Origin of the sequence: Pectobacterium sp. F1-1, from assembly GCF_025643735.1 — a bacterium.
Classification (GTDB): domain Bacteria; phylum Pseudomonadota; class Gammaproteobacteria; order Enterobacterales; family Enterobacteriaceae; genus Pectobacterium; species Pectobacterium colocasium.
On record NZ_CP104733.1, the window covers coordinates 590,914 to 607,465 of the forward strand.

Sequence of the window (16,552 nt, forward strand, 5' to 3'; positions counted from 1 at the left end):
GACATCGATATTTACATAAATGTAAACAAGCATTTAAAGGTATGTGAGTGGGGCTTTATGCATGACGTTCCCTTTAGAGGAGGTCTTTCATATGCCCATCTGAGGAGATCTCTAAAAAGAGCATAGCTTGAGGGGACAGGATAATTATAAAAGCCACCTCGTCGAGAAGCAGCTTTTAACTTCTGGATTTCAGACGTCAGATAGCTCGTGGGATATCGGGAGTGACTACTGCTGATGTTATTTTTCGATACAAAAATACCCCTGCCAAAAATGTAATAGTAATGGCTGTCGCCATGAGAAAATAAACTGCACGAACTGAATCACCAGAAATGTACAGCAGCATGCCAACAAGCGGGAGAATAGATTGGTTGAATAGAACTATTAATGATGAGGTGCTGGCAAATATCGTGGGTTCAATTAGCTCAATTCGTATCATTCTGCAAATATTTCCAGTGAAAACCTTCCCCATAATAGATAAGGCATAGCAAAAAATGAATGCAGTAAATGATGATTTAAAGATTATTAGTAATATTGAGTTTATAGTGATGAAGATAACGGATAAAAGTAGCAGGTTTTTTCTGCTGACAACACGCTTAAAATGACTATAGAAATAAGTACCCAAAACCCCACATATTCCTGCTGCGACATCAATCAGGCCGAAGTATTTAACAGGAAGATCCATGCTTCTTTCAATTAATGCTGCGCCACTCGACTCAACAAGGCCATCAAACATGTTGTTACCTATGGCAAGAAAAATGGAAAATAATAATGCCGGGATTGAAAATAGATATATTATACTCTTTTTAAATCCACTTTCCTCGTATGGGGTAACGTTTTCACTTAAAGCGCTAATTTTCGTTTCATTTAACTTTCCCTTCTCAAGGAAAAAGAAAGCGGCATTTGTTATATAAAGGATGCATGGGATAATTAACAGCATTCGAAAGCCATGATCGATCAGGAGTATTCCCATTAATGGCCCAATTATCATGCCCATGAAGTCCATTCTGGAAATTAAATTAGCATGATGCTCTTTTCTCTTGCTTAACAATGACACTAATTTTTCATATGAAATAATTGTCTGAGAGTTACCTATGGAGATCAAACTACCTACGATACCAAAAGCGATGGCAATCGATAAATCAGATGAGAAATCAGTTATCGCTAAAAATAAGCATCCTGTGGATTTTATTAAATCAGAGGAAATGGAAAGCGGACGAACACCCAGTTGATCAATATATTTACCTATTAGCGGTATAATTAAAATTCTGGGTAGCCACCATAGAGCATATGATAGCCCCGAGTATTCAATACTACCGGTAAGCTGATAAACGATTACCGGGGTTAGAAAAACCATTAACCCATCCGCGGTTAGTACTAAAAAAAGCATAAAGAAGAACAGGATGCCCATAATGAGTATTTATACCTTTTCCTTTAAAAGAACTTTGACATGTTTACCCGATTTCTCATCAAAAACTATCACTGATTTTGGCGTGTTATGTGTTGGTGCCTCACGAACTAAATCCTTTTGTTGGGAAACTAAAAACTCATAGTAATCGGTACTTGCTTCTATATTGTTTGCTTTATAACTCATGTAACTTTTATTACTTATCGGCCAATCTATAACATCATGACCAGGGATATATTCTTTTTCCTGATTTAAGAATATCACAGGCCGATTAACGGTAATTACTCCCGCCATATTTATAAGAGCATGGGCTACACCGCAAGGAATGACCAATTCTACGTTAGGATAAGGCGTGAACGTTATCTCATCCTCCATGAAAAGTGTTTCAGACCCCTCTCTCATATCTACGAGTTTAAGGGTGATTTCATGTTTCATTTTACCTAAAAAGGTGAGGTGATCTTCCTGGCCTAAATGTAACCCATAGGAATCAAAATCATAATGGTCATTCCCATGCTCGACGATATACATCGGTGACTTTCTTGTTAACGGAACGATGCAACTCTCTCTCCCAGTCTTCACTGATGGGATTTCTCTAAATTCAACACCAACGATATTAGAATGGGGTAAATTTACTTTCTCTTCATCTTTGATCTCTTCTCGGATTCTTAGGTTAATTTTACTTCCATCATCCAATATGAACTCTCTGGTTTCAGAATGTTGAAACTTATGCTTTTTAAGATTCTCTTGTTGGAATTCACCAATCCGATGATAAACAATACTGGCGGCCTCTTCAGTCATTGGAACATATCCAGGCACATCTTGAGGCGATATATCTTCTGGGATATTAATAACATCATTACCCGGCGACCAATTTAAATTGGCGCTAGAAAGTTCATCAAAGTCAGGAAGGAAAAGAGTATATGAATTTAAAGTAAAAACGTTTTCAAGATTGTGAAATGTATGAGCCACTCCAGGTGGTATAATGAGCGTTTTTGCCGATGACGGATTTATATCAAATTCAATGGCTTGCTTAAATGTTGGTGAGTTTATACGACAATCAATAAACTTTGCTCTTATCACCTGGTTTTCATTACCTAAAAATGTAAGCGTATCTTGTTGCCCTAGATGAATACCATATTGACCATATTTGAATTCATTCTCTCCATGAAAAACAATATTGACAGGGTAAGTTGTGACAAAAGGAACAACAAAAGAGTCTGATTTCCCATTATTTACTCTCCAGCGGGGAACCCAATGTAATCCATCGATATCTATTTTTCGATTAAGTTCTTCAATGTCATAGCTCATTTGCAGCCTCTTCAATAAAACAGGGCTGTCGTGAAGACAGCCCCTAATTATCAGATGTTAACTACTTCGATATCATAGCCAGCACTTTTGGCGCTTTTAATTAGCTCGCTAAGGTTGCTGGTATTCAACTGTGCATATTTATCGTCTGCGGGAGCATTTTTGATGCCCGCTAAATAAGCGAGTTTATCAAAAGCCGCTGTCGCAGCCGTTTGGGTTTGCAGCAGCATATCAGTGAAACTGTTACCTTCTACATTTTTTTCACTAACTGTTTTTGGCGTTTTGTACAGATTCGCAATTTCATTAGCTTTGCTCATAAGAAAACCTCTTACCAGTTGAAGGCATTTAGACAAATCAGGATTGGTTTGTTATCGAAATGTTTAATTAAAAACACCTCATTAACACTGATACATTAGTAATTTTTTACTGTCAATATAAAAAATGAGCATAAAATTAAGCGTTATAATTACTTTACTAAAAATATAGCAATGTTTAATTTGCTGAATTTATCTGCAACTAAATGATTTTTTTGGTTTTTTTCAATGCAAGCAATTCGAGGTGCACAACTATCAGAATATACTTTCTTCATAAATTTATGATTTAATTTTATATTAAATTCTTATGGTACTTCAGTGTTTCTTGGATTTTCTTTGTGTGTCCTATATCCTTTTTCATCATAGGATGATGTGGTTACATACGGTGCTGTTGCTATTATCGCTGTAGTTTTAGCTTGTATTCTGCACTTCTCCCCTCATCTTTCCTTGCTAATTATTTTATTAAAAATCATATGATTAACAATGAATATTCATATCAATAAGATTTTCTTCTCTCACCCATTCTGTCGAAAATGGTTACTGAATTAAAAAACTAAAAACAGCAACTTTTTTAGCTTTTTAACATGAAAAAAGATGTGAATTGTAATCAATATTCTTTTTTCATTGTTTTCTTATCGTTTAAATCGATGCTATTTCAATAAGGTAGGTGAAATTAAAAAATAAACGAAAATTTTTTCTCTCTATTGAAGAGTTGTTTTCAATGAATAGAATCACCCTGTTGGTATATTTAATTTAAATAAATATAACGTTGCGTGGTCTTGTGATTTTTGCGCTTGGTTTACTAGGGAAAGTATACCCCCCAACTCTATGGTACATAGGAGATAACCATGTCTATCATTTTATCCAATGACACCCCAACAGATTCCTATAAAGGATGCACGCCGGGTTCACGTCGCAGTGCTCTTCGTGAATTATTACAGCAGCAAAAAGGTATTCGGGTGATGGAGGCTCATAGCCCGCTTTCTGCTTTATTAATCGAACAAGCCGCTTATGAAGATGGCGATACTCATTATCAATTTGATGCGTTTTGGTCTAGTTCACTCACCGATTCGACTCTGCGGGGAAAACCCGATACGGAATTGGTGGATATCAGTCATCGTTTTCATGCGATTACGGAAATATTCGATGTTACCACTCGTCCATTAATTTTTGACGGCGATACTGGTGGGCAAACGGAGCATTTAGCTCACCGTATTCGGGCTGCCGAAAATCTGGGTATTTCTGCCATGATTATCGAAGATAAAACCGGCCTGAAGAAGAACTCCTTATTTGGTAATGAGGTAAAGCAAACGCAAGCTTCCGTAGAGGATTTTTGCGAAAAAATTACCACGGCCAAAAAAGCACAGCTGACACCAGAGTTTATGCTGATCGCCCGTATTGAAAGCCTGATTCTGGATGTCGGTATGGAAGATGCGATCAACCGCGCCCTGCATTATGCGGACGCCGGTGCCGATGGGATTATGATCCACAGTCGACATAAGAACCCTGCCGAAATTTTAGCTTTTGCCAAACAATTCCGCGATCATTATCCACATCTCCCCCTGGTTTGCGTTCCTACCAGTTTTAACGATATTACTTTCGATCAGCTGATTGATGGTGGGTTTAATATCGTGATTTATGCAAACCATATGTTGCGTGCGGCTTATCCGGCAATGAAGTCAATTTTGCCAGAAATCCTCAAGCATGGCCGAACGCTGGAAGTTGAGGATAAATGCATGTCGATAAAAGATATCTTGGATCTTATTCCCGGCACGCGATAACGAAATAGATTAGGGTGTCAGTATAATTATTTTATAACGCGATTATTGGGTGCTATGGGTTTGTCGTTTTTTCTATAATAATCACTGTTGGTAAAGTGGGTTATTCTTTGAAGTAAATGGCTGTTTTTAAATAAATAATTATATTGCCCCTGATTACTGTAATCACATAATGAAGAATAAACGCATCATTATCGCTGTTAAATACAGTGTGGTGCTAAGGGAAGGTTTATTATGATTGACCCTAATAAGCTCATCGAGTTTCTTGCTCAACGTGGCGTGCATTTTTTCAGTGGCGTCCCTGATTCATTATTAAAGGCATTTTGTCTGGCGATTGAAAGTAATCATAGCGGGCTTGCACACCGTATCGCGAGTAATGAAGGTTGCGCGGTAGGGATGGCGATAGGCCATTATCTGTCGACGCGAACGTTGCCCGTGGTCTATATGCAAAATTCAGGGTTGGGCAATGCGATCAACCCCCTCTGTTCTCTGGCTACGCCGGATGTTTATGGTATTCCGCTGTTACTCATTATTGGCTGGCGTGGTGAAGTCGATGAGAGTGGTAAGCAGCAGCACGATGAACCGCAGCATGTCATGCAGGGGCGAGTCACGTTGGCTCAGCTCAATGTGCTTGATATTCCGCATCTCGTTCTGGATAGCCATAACCCGCCTCGGTGGGATGATATTCAGGCTTTGCTCCAGCGTGCGCATGACGAACATCGTCCAGTGGCGCTGGTGGTGAGAAAAAATACTTTCTCTTCGCTAGCGGCATCCGCCAAGGCCGCTGCTGAACCGACGCTGATGCGGCGGGAAGCTATCGTTGCCGCATGCCTGAACGTGCTGCCCTCTCATCTTCCTATCGTCAGCACGACGGGCATGTTGTCCCGCGAGCTCTATGAATTGCGTGAGCAGCGGGGAGAAGGGCATCAGCAAGATTTTCTGACCGTCGGCGGAATGGGGCTGGCCAGCCAGATCGCTTTGGGTCTGTGTGATGCGCAGCCGCAGCGGAAAGTCGTTTGTCTGGATGGGGATGGGGCGCTGCTGATGCACATGGGGGGGCTGACGAATACCGCTCAGGCCAGCAACCTGATACACATCGTCATCAATAACGGCGCTCATGACTCGGTGGGCGGGCAGCCCACGGCGGCGTCCCGCTTACCGCTGGCACCTATCGCTGCTGCCAGCGGTTATGGGGAAACCTATTACGTTGAGACAGAAGAAGCTTTGCAGGCTGCCTTGCAACAGGCGCTCGTGGCGCAACGTAGCCAATTCATTGAGGTGCGATGCGGTGTTGGCCATCGCAGCGATCTGGGGCGGCCAGCAACATCGCCCGCTCAAAATCGCGATGCATTTATGCAGTTTCTTACTGCACCGCCTCAGGCCTCTTGATGGACGGCAATACCCGGAGTATTGCCCACCCCTTAGCGACAAGGATTGCCGATATGACTCATTCTGTTTCTTTAGTTGGCGTTGGTGTATTAGGAAAAGCTATCTCGCTCAGACTATTACAGCGTCATTTCCCACTCAGCGTGTTTAACCGGACTAACCGGAAAGTGAACGATATCGCCGCCGAAGGCGCTCAAGCCGTCCCTGAACTGCACCAGTTATTCACGCAGGAAAAACAAATTGTGCTCATCTGCCTGAAAGATGCAGAGGCGATACGTGATGTTTTTCAGTCTGAGGCGGTTATACAGAAGCTGACTCGCTATCGTCCTTTGTTACTCAATATCAGCACGATAGGGCCGGAAGAGAGCCGCTGGATGGAAACTTTTTTTCACCAGCATGGCGCGCATTATGTGGAATGTCCGGTATCGGGCGGACCGGAGGGGGCGCGGCAGGGTAAATTGGCCGCCTGGGTCGGGCCTTGTGTGGATGATTTCGCCAACGCGGTTAACGACGTCATCTCCAGTCTGTCGGACCACTATGTGCTGATGGAGAGCAACCACAGCGCACAGACCATGAAGGTGATTAATAACTATTGTGAGGCGGTGCATCTACTGGTCGCGGCGGAAGCGCTATTGCTGGCGGAAGCGCACGACATCGCCCCTGATGTGTTGGCAAATGCGCTGACGTTGGGGCGCGGTCGTTCGACCTATATGGAAGTCATGCTGGATCGCTATTTGAACCCGCGTGAAACCGTGTCAGTACCGTTATCTATCCGCCTGAAAGATCTCGATCTGGCACAAATGCTTTTCCGGCGTTCTCCGATCCAAAGCGAATTCTTTGATACGGCGCGCAAGCTCTATCAAAACACGGCGGATCTCTCGGCCGAACCTCAGGATCAAACCGCCTGTTTTTCTTATCTCTCACGTACTTTGCCAGTGGGGAGGGAGTAGATGTCAGAGCTAACACAGCGACAACGTTGGATGTCCATTCTTGCTCACAGCGATCCGAGCGCTCTGGAAAAACACTGGGGCGCATTGAATTACCCAACGGATTACCAGCTATTACGCCCGACGCAGATTGGTTTGATCCAGCTACAGGGAAGAATGGAGGTCGATGGCCCACGTTTTATTGTGGGGGATATGACGGTGACTCGCGCGGCGATACAACTGGAGGACGGAACGTGCGGTTACAGCTATATCGCGGGCAGAAACAAACCGCATGCCGAGCTTTGTGCCTGGATCGATGCGCTCCTGCAAACTCGACCCTATTTCCATGAAATATGGGAGCGCATCATCACACCGTTAGCCGACCAGCAGCGTGCGCATCGGGAACAGCAGCAGCATGAAGTGGCTGCCAGCCGGGTAAATTTCTTTACTTTGGTCAGGGGGGAATGATTTGTCATGACAACGATGACGGGCTTCGCCCACCCCGTATTTGGCACACAGCTCTGCTTTCGCAAAATCGTGAAGGCCATGAGCGAGCCGGGTTCTCTGGTCACGGTTCCGAATGTCTCCGGTCTGGAATCGATATCGTCTGCCACGGCAGCCACGCTGCTTACGCTGACCAGCCACACGACGCCACTGTTTATCGATCCCCGGATTGGTAACCCACTGTTGCTGCGCACGCTTTGCCTGCATACGAACGTGCCGATCGCCACGACGTTTGAAGATGCCTACTTTGTGTTGCTGAGCGGAAACGCTTTTTCTTATGACCTGATGGCGCTCTCTTGCGGCAGTGAAGTCGAACCCGAAAAATCCACCACCGTTATTTTAGAAGTGGAAGGCATGCATGATGGGCCTTGTTTAAAACTGACAGGGCCGGGCATCAAGACACATCGCATTATTTCTCCCCGTCTGCCCGCGAGTGTCAGGAATTACCTGTGCAATCGCCCCCATGCCTTCCCTACAGGATTGGATTTTCTTTTTACCTCTGGGAAAAAGCTCTTTGCCATCCCCAGAAGTACCCACGTGGAGGAATGCTAATGTACGTTGCCGTTAAAGGTGGGGAAAAGGCCATTGAGGCCGCTCACCAGCTACAAGCCTGCCGCCGCCGCGGGTGCACGGATATTCCAGAATTAGACTGTTCCCAAATAGAACAGCAGCTTAATTTGGCCGTCGATCGCGTTATGACCGAAGGCAATATTTACGACCGTCAGCTCGCCGCGCTGGCCATCAAACAGGCCAGTGGCGATCTAGTGGAAAGTATCTTTCTCTTACGGGCCTACCGTTCCACGCTGCCACGCTGGGGAATCAGTCAGCCGCTTAATACCGCGGATATGCGTCTTGAACGCCGTGTTTCGGCCATTTTCAAAGATTTGCCGGGTGGGCAACTGCTGGGACCGACCTATGACTATACCCACCGCTTGTTGGATTTCTCGCTGCTGGCCGATGGTGAGGATCCTGTCGCGCCACGGTCTGACGCCGTTGATGAGCATGAAGCGATTCCTGACCACATCGCTCATGCGTTTCAGTTCCTTTCTCAACAACACTTTGTCCCTGAGCGGCATATCGGCGACGACAGCGATCCGCCGGACATTACGATGGAGCCGCCGAGTTACCCCGGCACGCGTGCGGCGCGTCTTCAGCAGCTGTTTCGCGGCGACGAGGGGTTTCTTCTCTCGCTCGGGTATTCCACCCAGCGCGGTTATGGCCGCAACCACCCGTTTGTCGGCGAGATCCGCACGGGATACATCACCGTCAGCATCGTCGCCGAAGAGGTGGGTTTTGCCATCGATATCGGTGAGATCTTGTTGACTGAGTGCGAAACCGTGAATGGTTTTGTGAAACCTGCCAACGACGCGCCGCATTTTACCCGTGGCTACGGACTGGCATTCGGTCGTGCGGAACGTAAGGCCATCACCGTGGCATTAGCCGATCGCGCGCTTCAGTCCGACGATTATCAAGAGGAAATTCGCGGTCCGGCTCAGGATGAGGAATTTGTCCTTTCTCATGCCGACAATGTGGAGGCGGCGGGGTTTGTCTCGCATCTGAAGCTGCCGCATTACGTCGATTTTCAGTCAGAGCTGGAGCTATTAAAACGACTACGTGAGGAATACCTCGCTTCTGTGCCAAGGAGTAACGCGTGATGGGTCAGACAACGATCTCCCGCCAGAAAGGCAGCAAGCCGGAAACGGCATACAACGATTCAGACACGGAATACAACGGTTCGGAAACGGAATACAACTATGCCTATCTGGATGAAAGCACGAAGGGAATGATACGACGCGCGATCCTGAAAGCGATCGCCATTCCTGGGCATCAGGTGCCGTTCGGCAGCCGGGAAATGCCCATGCCCTACGGCTGGGGCACTGGCGGTATTCAAATCACCGCCAGTATCATCGGGCCGGACGATACGCTCAAGGTGATCGATCAGGGCTCGGATGACACCACCAATGCGGTGTCGATTCGTCGTTTTTTCCGCAAAGTGGCCAATGTACCAACCACGGAGAAAACCAGCGAAGCGACGCTGATTCAAACACGACACCGCATTCCTGAAACGCCGCTTAAGGAAGATCAGATCCTGGTGTTTCAGGTGCCGATCCCTGAACCGCTACGCTTTATTGAACCGCGCGAAACCGAGACGTGCAAGATGCATGCGTTGGAAGAATACGGCGTGATGCAGGTGAAGCTCTATGAAGACATTGCACGCTTTGGACACATCGCCACGACCTACGCTTATCCGGTGAAGGTCAACCACCGTTATGTCATGGATCCATCGCCCATCCCGAAATTCGACAACCCGAAGATGGATAGGATGCCCGCCCTGCAACTGTTTGGCGCGGGACGCGAGAAGCGGGTCTATGCCGTTCCGCCCTATACCGTGGTGGAAAGCCTCGATTTCGACGATCACCCCTTCACAATCCAACAGTGGGACAAGCCGTGTGAACTGTGTGGCGCACGCGACAGCTTCCTTGATGAAGTGGTGATGGATGATGACGGCACCCGCATGTTCGTCTGCTCCGACACCGACTATTGCCAGCAGCGCCAGGACCAGAGAGGAGAAACGTCATGACGACAGAACATCATGCATCCGATACCCCTTTGCTGGATGTACGGCACCTCACGCACCTGTATGCGCCGGAGAAAGGCTTCCGCGACGTGTCATTTCAGCTGTGGCCGGGAGAGGTTCTCGGGATTGTCGGCGAGTCGGGGTCCGGGAAGACGACGCTGCTAAATGCGATCTCCGCACGGCTGGCTCCGCAGGACGGTGAGGTGATCTACCGTAACGCCGAGCAGCAGACGCTCTCGATCTATGACATCAGCGAACGGCAGCGGCGCGCGCTGGTTCGCACCGAGTGGGGGATCGTCTGGCAGCATCCACTGGCAGGGCTGCGCCCCACCGTGTCTGCGGGCGGCAATATTGGCGAACGGCTTATGGCGATTGGTCATCGGCACTACGGCGATATCCGCAATAAAGCGGCGCAGTGGATGGAAAACGTTGAGCTACCCGAAAACCGTCTTGACGATCTACCGACCACGTTTTCCGGTGGGATGCAGCAACGCCTTCAGATCGCCCGCAATCTGGTCACGGCACCGCGGCTGATCTTTATGGATGAACCTACCGGCGGGTTAGATGTATCGGTACAGGCACGCCTGCTCGATCTGCTCAGGACGCTGGTTGTGGAGATGCAGCTTTCCGTCGTCATCGTGACCCACGATCTCGGGGTTGCCCGTCTGCTGTCACACCGTTTGCTGGTGATGCAGCGTGGGCGAGTCGTCGAGCAGGGACTGACGGACAGGGTGCTTGACGATCCAAGCCATCCCTACACCCAATTGCTTGTTTCTTCCATTCTGTAAATCCAGACAAAAGGACGCTTGATGGATACGCAATTACGCATCGAGAACGTTGATAAAACGTTCGTGTTATATAACCAGCAGGGTACACGGTTGCCGGTTTTCCACGATGTCAGTCTGTCCGTGAAAAGCGGTGAGTGCGTGGCGTTGCACGGGCATTCAGGCAGTGGAAAATCCACGCTGCTGCGTTCTTTGTACGGCAACTATCAGCCTGACGGCGGCCACATCTGGGTACGCCATCGCGAACGTTGGGTTGATATCGTCAACGCGGACGCACGCCATGTATTGGAAATCCGCCGTGAAACCGTGGGCTGGGTAAGCCAGTTTCTGCGCGTCATCCCGCGTATTAGCACACTGAATGTGGTCATCCAGCCGTTGCTGGAACGCGGTATGTCTCGTCAGGAAAGCGAGATTCGCGCCGGTGAACTGCTGACGCATCTGAACGTCCCTGAGCGGCTCTGGTCGCTCGCGCCCGCTACCTTTTCCGGCGGTGAACAGCAGCGCATCAATATTGCCCGTGGGTTTATTGGCGACTACCCGATTCTGTTGTTAGACGAACCGACAGCGTCGCTGGATGCCAAAAACCGACTGGCTGTCACACAACTCATCAACAATGCGAAAGACAAAGGGTGTGCCATCGTCGGCATCTTTCACGATGACGAAGTGCGACAGGAGGTCGCCGATAGCCTTTACACGATGTCAGTAAACGCCATGTCCGTGAACACGCAGCCGATAGCTTCCAACGCTCAGGAGACCGCAAATGATCATTAATAACGTCAACATGGTGCTCTCACGAGAAATTATTCATGGCTCACTGGAAGTGCGCAACGGCGTGATTCACCACATCAGCGACAGGCCCAGCCGTCATCCCGGTGCGTTGGATGGCGAACAGGCCTGGCTCCTGCCGGGGCTTGTCGAGCTACACACGGATAATCTTGATAAGTGTTTCACGCCGCGCCCCGGCGTTAACTGGCCTTCTGAAGCGGCGATGCGCAATCACGATGCGTGGATTATCTCCAGTGGCATCACCACCGTTTTGGATGCCGTTGCGGTAGGAGACGTGCGTGATGGCGGGCATCGGCTTGAGAACCTGCGGCGTATGACGGATGCGGTATTGCACAGCCAGCAGCATGGCACCAACCGGGCGGATCACCATTTGCATCTGCGCTGCGAACTGCCGCACCAGGATACGTTCCCTCTGTTTGAACAACTGGTGGATATCCCTCTGGTCGCGCTCGCGTCATTAATGGATCACTCGCCGGGGCAGCGGCAGTTTTCTTCCCAGGAAAAATACCATCAGTATTACAAAGGCAAATATCACCTGAATGACGAACAGATGGCCGCGTTTGAGGAGGAGCAACTGGCGGGTTCACGCCGCTGGTCGCAGCCTAACCGCGAGGCCATCGTCCGGCTTTGTCACGACAAAGGCATCACGCTGGCCAGCCATGACGATGCGACGCCGGAACATATCAGCGAAGCCCACCAGCACCGGGTCACGATTGCCGAATTCCCTACCACCGAGATTGCGGCACGGCAGGCCGATGGCGCTGGCATGAACGTACTGATGGGCGCGCCGAATGTCATTTGCGGCGGCTCGCACTCCGGCAATGTATCGGCACATCATCTGGCGACGCTTGGCGTGCTTCACATCTTGTCTTCGGACTATTATCCGGCCAGCCTGCTGGAGGCAGCGTTCATGATCGCAGAGGATGAACGCAATGATTATGACCTGCCACGTGCTATCGCGCTGGTCAGCAGCAACCCCGCTCAGGCGCTGAACTTTGACGATCGCGGCTGCATTGAAGAAGGGCGGCGAGCCGACCTGCTGCTCGTCAAACGGCACGCGCCGCAAATGAAGCTGATGCACGTGTGGCGTCAGGGCGTCCGGGTATTCTGATCATGACGAAACTCATCTACCTCATTGGCCCTTCAGGATCAGGCAAAGACAGCCTGCTGCGGGCGATTCGTCAGTTGGCGTTGCCACACCTGCTGGTGGCGCACCGGTACATTACCCGTCCCGCTGAGATACAAGGCGAGAACCACATTGCGCTGACCCAGGAGGAGTTTGAGAACCGTCTGAGGCTTGGACTGTTTGCCCTCAATTGGCAGGCGCACCAGTGCCACTATGGCATCGGGATCGAGATTGATGACTGGCTACAGCGAGGGAATGACGTCATCGTGAATGGCTCACGGGCTTACCTGAGTCAGGCGCGTGAGCGCTACGGCAACACGCTGTTTCCGATATGCCTGACCGTTTCTACATCGACATTGCGAGAGCGGTTATGCGCCAGAGGACGGGAAAGCGAACAGCAAATCGCCACGCGATTGCAGCGGGCGGAAGAAGAACAGAGCCGCTTACAAAGCGACTGTGTGTTATTGAATAACGACGGCGATCTGCAACGCACGTTATCTGTCTTTCAGTCGATGCTGTCGTTCGACAGCGGCTGTGCGATGCACAGCGAACAATAGGCCGAGTGGCAAGCGCACTGGAGAGCAGAGGAAAACCGATGGCAGCAAATATGGCAGCAAATAGTGATGGGATCGTTTTCCACTTTCTGGGAACTGGCGGTGCGCAGCAGGTTCCCGCCTTTGGCTGTACATGTATGGTTTGCCAACAGGCGCTGCACGATGAAAAAAAACGGCGCCGTGCCTGTTGCGCGGCCATCACGACACAAGACCGGATCATCCTGATTGATGCCGGATTGCCCGAACTCGCGCCTTATCTGCTTCCCTATCCGACTCGGCATATTCTGCTGACCCACTATCACATGGACCACGTTCAGGGATTATTTCCCCTGCGCTGGGGCTATGGCGATCCCATTCCGGTTTTTGGCCCCCCGGATGAAGCGGGCTGCGACGATCTCTTTAAGCACCCAGGAATACTGCATTTTCAAAAACCGCTGGTACCTTTCCAGCCTTTCGAACTGGATGGCATCAGGCTCACGCCAGTTCCCCTAATCCATTCCAAACTCACCTACGGTTACCTCATCCAAACACCGACGCATACGCTGGCTTACCTGACCGACACCATCGGGCTGCCGCCCGATACCGCCGAATTTCTTGCATCCCACACGCTGGACTATGCGATTGTCGATTGCAGCCATCCTCCCCAGACGACGCCACCGCGCAACCACAATGACATCACCCGCGCGCTGGCGATCTTCACTCAGCTAAACCCCAAACAGCTATACCTGACCCACATCGGCCACGAACTGGATCGCTGGCTCCAAACGCAAACGCGGCTGCCTGAGAACGTTCATGCGGCGTATGACGAGCTGGTGTTGGGGTTGTAGGGATCGTCGGCGAGCGGTTTTAGGCGAACAGATAACATAGAGGTGCCATCAATCATGATGGCAGTGTTCTGTGTTATAGCATGACTCAGCCTGATAGCCGGTGAGGAGCGAAAGGCGGACTTGTCAGCCTTAATGTGAGAGAACGAAATGGCGTCTTGAATGACTCAGTGACCGTGAACCGTCAATCCTACCAACCGGGTCACAATAGGGCGGACAATCAGTATGCAAACAAAAGCGGCGGGCATGGCAACCTGATAGGCATTCATCACATTTTCCATGTAATGTGGCCCCATGCCAAATTCGGCCAGAATGATGACCAGACACATCAGAAATGCCATGATGGTCGCCATATAAAGAGCAAATACGTAAGGTAAAGCGCGCTTAGGGAAGCGGAATCGCGGGGTATTTTTAGCAACAGCATTAGTCATCAAGTTATCCTGGTTAACAACGGTGAGTGAAACGGTTGCTAACCTATCAAGCTAACCAAGACGGTAGTAGAGCAGCTATGCTTTAATCATTATTAAATAAAAGTAACGAATCAGGCATTGAGGGTAATATGGATGTGTTAGGGCTGATTAGCAATTTTATCCGCGTGGTGGAGAACGGCAGTATCGCCGCGGCGGCACGTGCTAAAGGTATGAGTCCGGCGGCGGTAAGCCAGAGCCTTTCCCGGCTTGAAACACATTTGGGCGTGCGTCTGATATCGCGTACCACCCGTAGCATGACATTAACCGAAAACGGTAAACGTTATTTCGAGAAAGTACGCCACATTCCACATGATATCGAACTCGCCTCGCAGGCTGCTGCGAGTGACACCAAACTGCAAGGTCCGCTTTGCATCGCGACGACTGCCGCGTTTGGTCGGTACGTTATCGCTCCACTGATGCCTGCTTTCAAAGCGTCTTTCCCCGATATTGATATCGAACTGATTAGTACCGATCGCAACGTCAACCATCGGTTGGAAGGCGTTGATGTCAGTATCCGCATCGAGGCACAGCTGAACGATCAACTGATTGCCAAAAAAATCGCATCGCTGCCCTTTGTATTCTGCGCGGCTCAGGCTTATCTGGATCGCGCTGGCACCCCTCAGACTCCCGAAGAACTCAGCCACCACGCCTGTCTGGTTTTCCGCTATCCCACCGATGGACGTTTTCTTCCCTGGACGTTTATGGTCAACGGGCAACCTGTTAACGTGAAGCTCAACCCTAAATTCATCAGTGATGATATTGATATCATTGCAAAAATAGCCGCAAACGGAGGCGGCGTTACCCGTCTGGCAAGCTTTGTTGCCCAGCCGTTGATAGACAGTGGCAAACTCACGCCTTTGTTCTGCTCAGACCACAATAACGGTAACCACGTAGAGTCTTTACCGATGAATATTTATGCCTGTGTTAATGAACGTTCGGCACTGAATTCAAAGGTAAGGGCATTTATTGCGTTTTTAGAAGCTGAGATTTAAGACGAACGAGGACGCAGCGATTTTCTGGATAAATACAGTTAATGTAGGATAGTTTTTTTAAATTAGTGGTGCCAGACTCGGACAAACGCTGGAGGCGTTGAACCGCGTTTGTCGCGCTGGCCCTGATTGTTGAAACCATTCGCCAATGCTCTACCCACTGGCTTTACGTCGCCTTTATTCGAGTAATTTATAGAAAAAGGTTGTGCCATCCAGTGTGCCTGCGGAGCTGCGGGCAAACTGCGGGATTTGGCCCGCTTCCTGATAGCCTAATTTACGATACAAAATGGAAGCGGTGTCATTGGTGCGAGTATCCAGAACCAATAAGGTGCGCTGATGAGCCTGTGCCTGACGCTCCACTTCAGCCATTAATTGCTGCGCAATGCCGCGCTGGCGAAATGCCGTATGCACCATCAGTTTTTCCACTTCAGCACGGTGGATGCCGTTTTTCTTTGGACAATAGCTAATCTGCACTGCGCCTGCGATGCGTCCTGCTTCACGTGCAATCAATAACGTACGACCGCCCTCTGCCAGATCGGCGGCAACCCCCTGCCAGTAACGCTCTGCTTCACCGGCTTCCAGTGGTGCAAGGAAGCCGATGGACGCACCACTTTCCACACAATCATTCAATAAGGTCACTAATTCTTCACGGCTTTCCGATAGCGTACTCAATTGCTCAAGTTTCATTATGTCCTCACGGCTTTCATTGAATAATTACCAAGGTGCTAAATAACAACGTCTTGTCTATGTCACGTGCCAGCGCTATCTGGCTGTTCAATGTTTGTCACCTAACCGTACCTTCGGCCTCAGGCAGGATTTGGT

Annotated in this window: 18 protein-coding genes; 13 read left to right on the forward strand and 5 right to left on the reverse strand. The window is 49.2% G+C overall.

What is annotated here, in order from left to right:
- Nucleotides 1-196: 196 nt before the first annotated feature.
- The 3 genes from NAL19_RS02630 to NAL19_RS02640 are packed head-to-tail and all read right to left on the reverse strand — an operon-like array spanning nt 197 to nt 3,027.
- Nucleotides 197-1,408 carry an MFS transporter gene (locus NAL19_RS02630; protein ID WP_225086775.1) on the reverse strand — a complete coding sequence of 404 codons (1,212 nt, stop codon included), beginning with the start codon at nt 1,406-1,408 and terminating at the stop codon, nt 197-199.
- Nucleotides 1,409-1,417: 9 nt separating this feature from the next.
- Complete coding sequence (locus tag NAL19_RS02635; protein WP_225086776.1) at nt 1,418-2,713, reverse strand: dTDP-4-dehydrorhamnose 3,5-epimerase family protein; 1,296 nt, start codon at nt 2,711-2,713, stop codon at nt 1,418-1,420.
- A gap of 50 nt (nt 2,714-2,763) precedes the next feature.
- Nucleotides 2,764-3,027 carry an XRE family transcriptional regulator gene (locus NAL19_RS02640; protein ID WP_225086777.1) on the reverse strand — a complete coding sequence of 88 codons (264 nt, stop codon included), beginning with the start codon at nt 3,025-3,027 and terminating at the stop codon, nt 2,764-2,766.
- A gap of 845 nt (nt 3,028-3,872) precedes the next feature.
- Between NAL19_RS02640 and aepX the strand changes: the two genes are divergently transcribed.
- From aepX to phnP, 12 genes are all read left to right on the forward strand, one after another.
- The gene (aepX, locus tag NAL19_RS02645) at nt 3,873-4,805 is read left to right on the forward strand and encodes a phosphoenolpyruvate mutase (protein WP_263058681.1); all 933 of its coding nucleotides are present in this window, start codon (nt 3,873-3,875) and stop codon (nt 4,803-4,805) included.
- A gap of 231 nt (nt 4,806-5,036) precedes the next feature.
- Entirely contained in the window at nt 5,037-6,191 is a 1,155-nt protein-coding gene (gene aepY, locus NAL19_RS02650) for a phosphonopyruvate decarboxylase (RefSeq protein ID WP_225086779.1), read from the forward strand.
- Between the two features lie 53 nt (nt 6,192-6,244).
- Nucleotides 6,245-7,138, forward strand: coding sequence for an NAD(P)-dependent oxidoreductase (locus tag NAL19_RS02655; RefSeq protein ID WP_263058682.1), 894 nt, complete (start codon nt 6,245-6,247; stop codon nt 7,136-7,138).
- Nucleotides 7,139-7,582, forward strand: coding sequence for a phosphonate C-P lyase system protein PhnG (gene phnG / locus NAL19_RS02660; protein ID WP_263058683.1), 444 nt, complete (start codon nt 7,139-7,141; stop codon nt 7,580-7,582). It abuts the gene before it with no gap.
- 6 nt (nt 7,583-7,588) lie between these two features.
- On the forward strand, nt 7,589-8,170 hold the full coding sequence (gene phnH / locus NAL19_RS02665; protein ID WP_225086782.1) for a phosphonate C-P lyase system protein PhnH: 582 nt from the start codon (nt 7,589-7,591) through the stop codon (nt 8,168-8,170).
- Nucleotides 8,170-9,273 carry a carbon-phosphorus lyase complex subunit PhnI gene (locus NAL19_RS02670; protein ID WP_263058684.1) on the forward strand — a complete coding sequence of 368 codons (1,104 nt, stop codon included), beginning with the start codon at nt 8,170-8,172 and terminating at the stop codon, nt 9,271-9,273. Before phnH ends, NAL19_RS02670 begins: the two co-directional genes overlap by 1 nt.
- Nucleotides 9,273-10,199 carry an alpha-D-ribose 1-methylphosphonate 5-phosphate C-P-lyase PhnJ gene (locus NAL19_RS02675; RefSeq protein WP_317630318.1) on the forward strand — a complete coding sequence of 309 codons (927 nt, stop codon included), beginning with the start codon at nt 9,273-9,275 and terminating at the stop codon, nt 10,197-10,199. Before NAL19_RS02670 ends, NAL19_RS02675 begins: the two co-directional genes overlap by 1 nt.
- Entirely contained in the window at nt 10,196-10,984 is a 789-nt protein-coding gene (gene phnK, locus NAL19_RS02680; protein ID WP_263058685.1) for a phosphonate C-P lyase system protein PhnK, read from the forward strand. The genes NAL19_RS02675 and phnK overlap by 4 nt, the downstream gene beginning before the upstream one ends.
- Nucleotides 10,985-11,005: 21 nt before the next feature.
- On the forward strand, nt 11,006-11,752 hold the full coding sequence (gene phnL / locus NAL19_RS02685) for a phosphonate C-P lyase system protein PhnL (RefSeq protein WP_263058686.1): 747 nt from the start codon (nt 11,006-11,008) through the stop codon (nt 11,750-11,752).
- Nucleotides 11,742-12,878: an alpha-D-ribose 1-methylphosphonate 5-triphosphate diphosphatase gene (phnM, locus tag NAL19_RS02690; protein ID WP_263058687.1), complete on the forward strand. Its 1,137-nt coding sequence runs from the start codon at nt 11,742-11,744 to the stop codon at nt 12,876-12,878. Before phnL ends, phnM begins: the two co-directional genes overlap by 11 nt.
- A 2-nt stretch (nt 12,879-12,880) precedes the next feature.
- Nucleotides 12,881-13,450, forward strand: coding sequence for a ribose 1,5-bisphosphokinase (gene phnN / locus NAL19_RS02695; RefSeq protein WP_263058688.1), 570 nt, complete (start codon nt 12,881-12,883; stop codon nt 13,448-13,450).
- Nucleotides 13,451-13,521: 71 nt separating this feature from the next.
- Nucleotides 13,522-14,274, forward strand: coding sequence for a phosphonate metabolism protein PhnP (gene phnP / locus NAL19_RS02700; protein WP_411561424.1), 753 nt, complete (start codon nt 13,522-13,524; stop codon nt 14,272-14,274).
- A 164-nt stretch (nt 14,275-14,438) separates the two neighbouring features.
- Here phnP and NAL19_RS02705 read toward each other — a convergent pair whose 3' ends face one another.
- Entirely contained in the window at nt 14,439-14,702 is a 264-nt protein-coding gene (locus NAL19_RS02705) for a DUF2798 domain-containing protein (protein ID WP_225086789.1), read from the reverse strand.
- A 128-nt stretch (nt 14,703-14,830) separates the two neighbouring features.
- On the opposite strand from NAL19_RS02705, the gene NAL19_RS02710 reads away from it, so the two are divergent.
- Nucleotides 14,831-15,733 carry a LysR family transcriptional regulator gene (locus NAL19_RS02710; RefSeq protein WP_263058690.1) on the forward strand — a complete coding sequence of 301 codons (903 nt, stop codon included), beginning with the start codon at nt 14,831-14,833 and terminating at the stop codon, nt 15,731-15,733.
- A 174-nt stretch (nt 15,734-15,907) separates the two neighbouring features.
- Here NAL19_RS02710 and NAL19_RS02715 read toward each other — a convergent pair whose 3' ends face one another.
- A complete protein-coding gene (locus NAL19_RS02715) occupies nt 15,908-16,417 on the reverse strand; it encodes a GNAT family N-acetyltransferase (RefSeq protein WP_263058691.1) in 510 nt (169 codons plus the stop codon).
- Between the last annotated feature and the right edge of the window lie 135 nt (nt 16,418-16,552).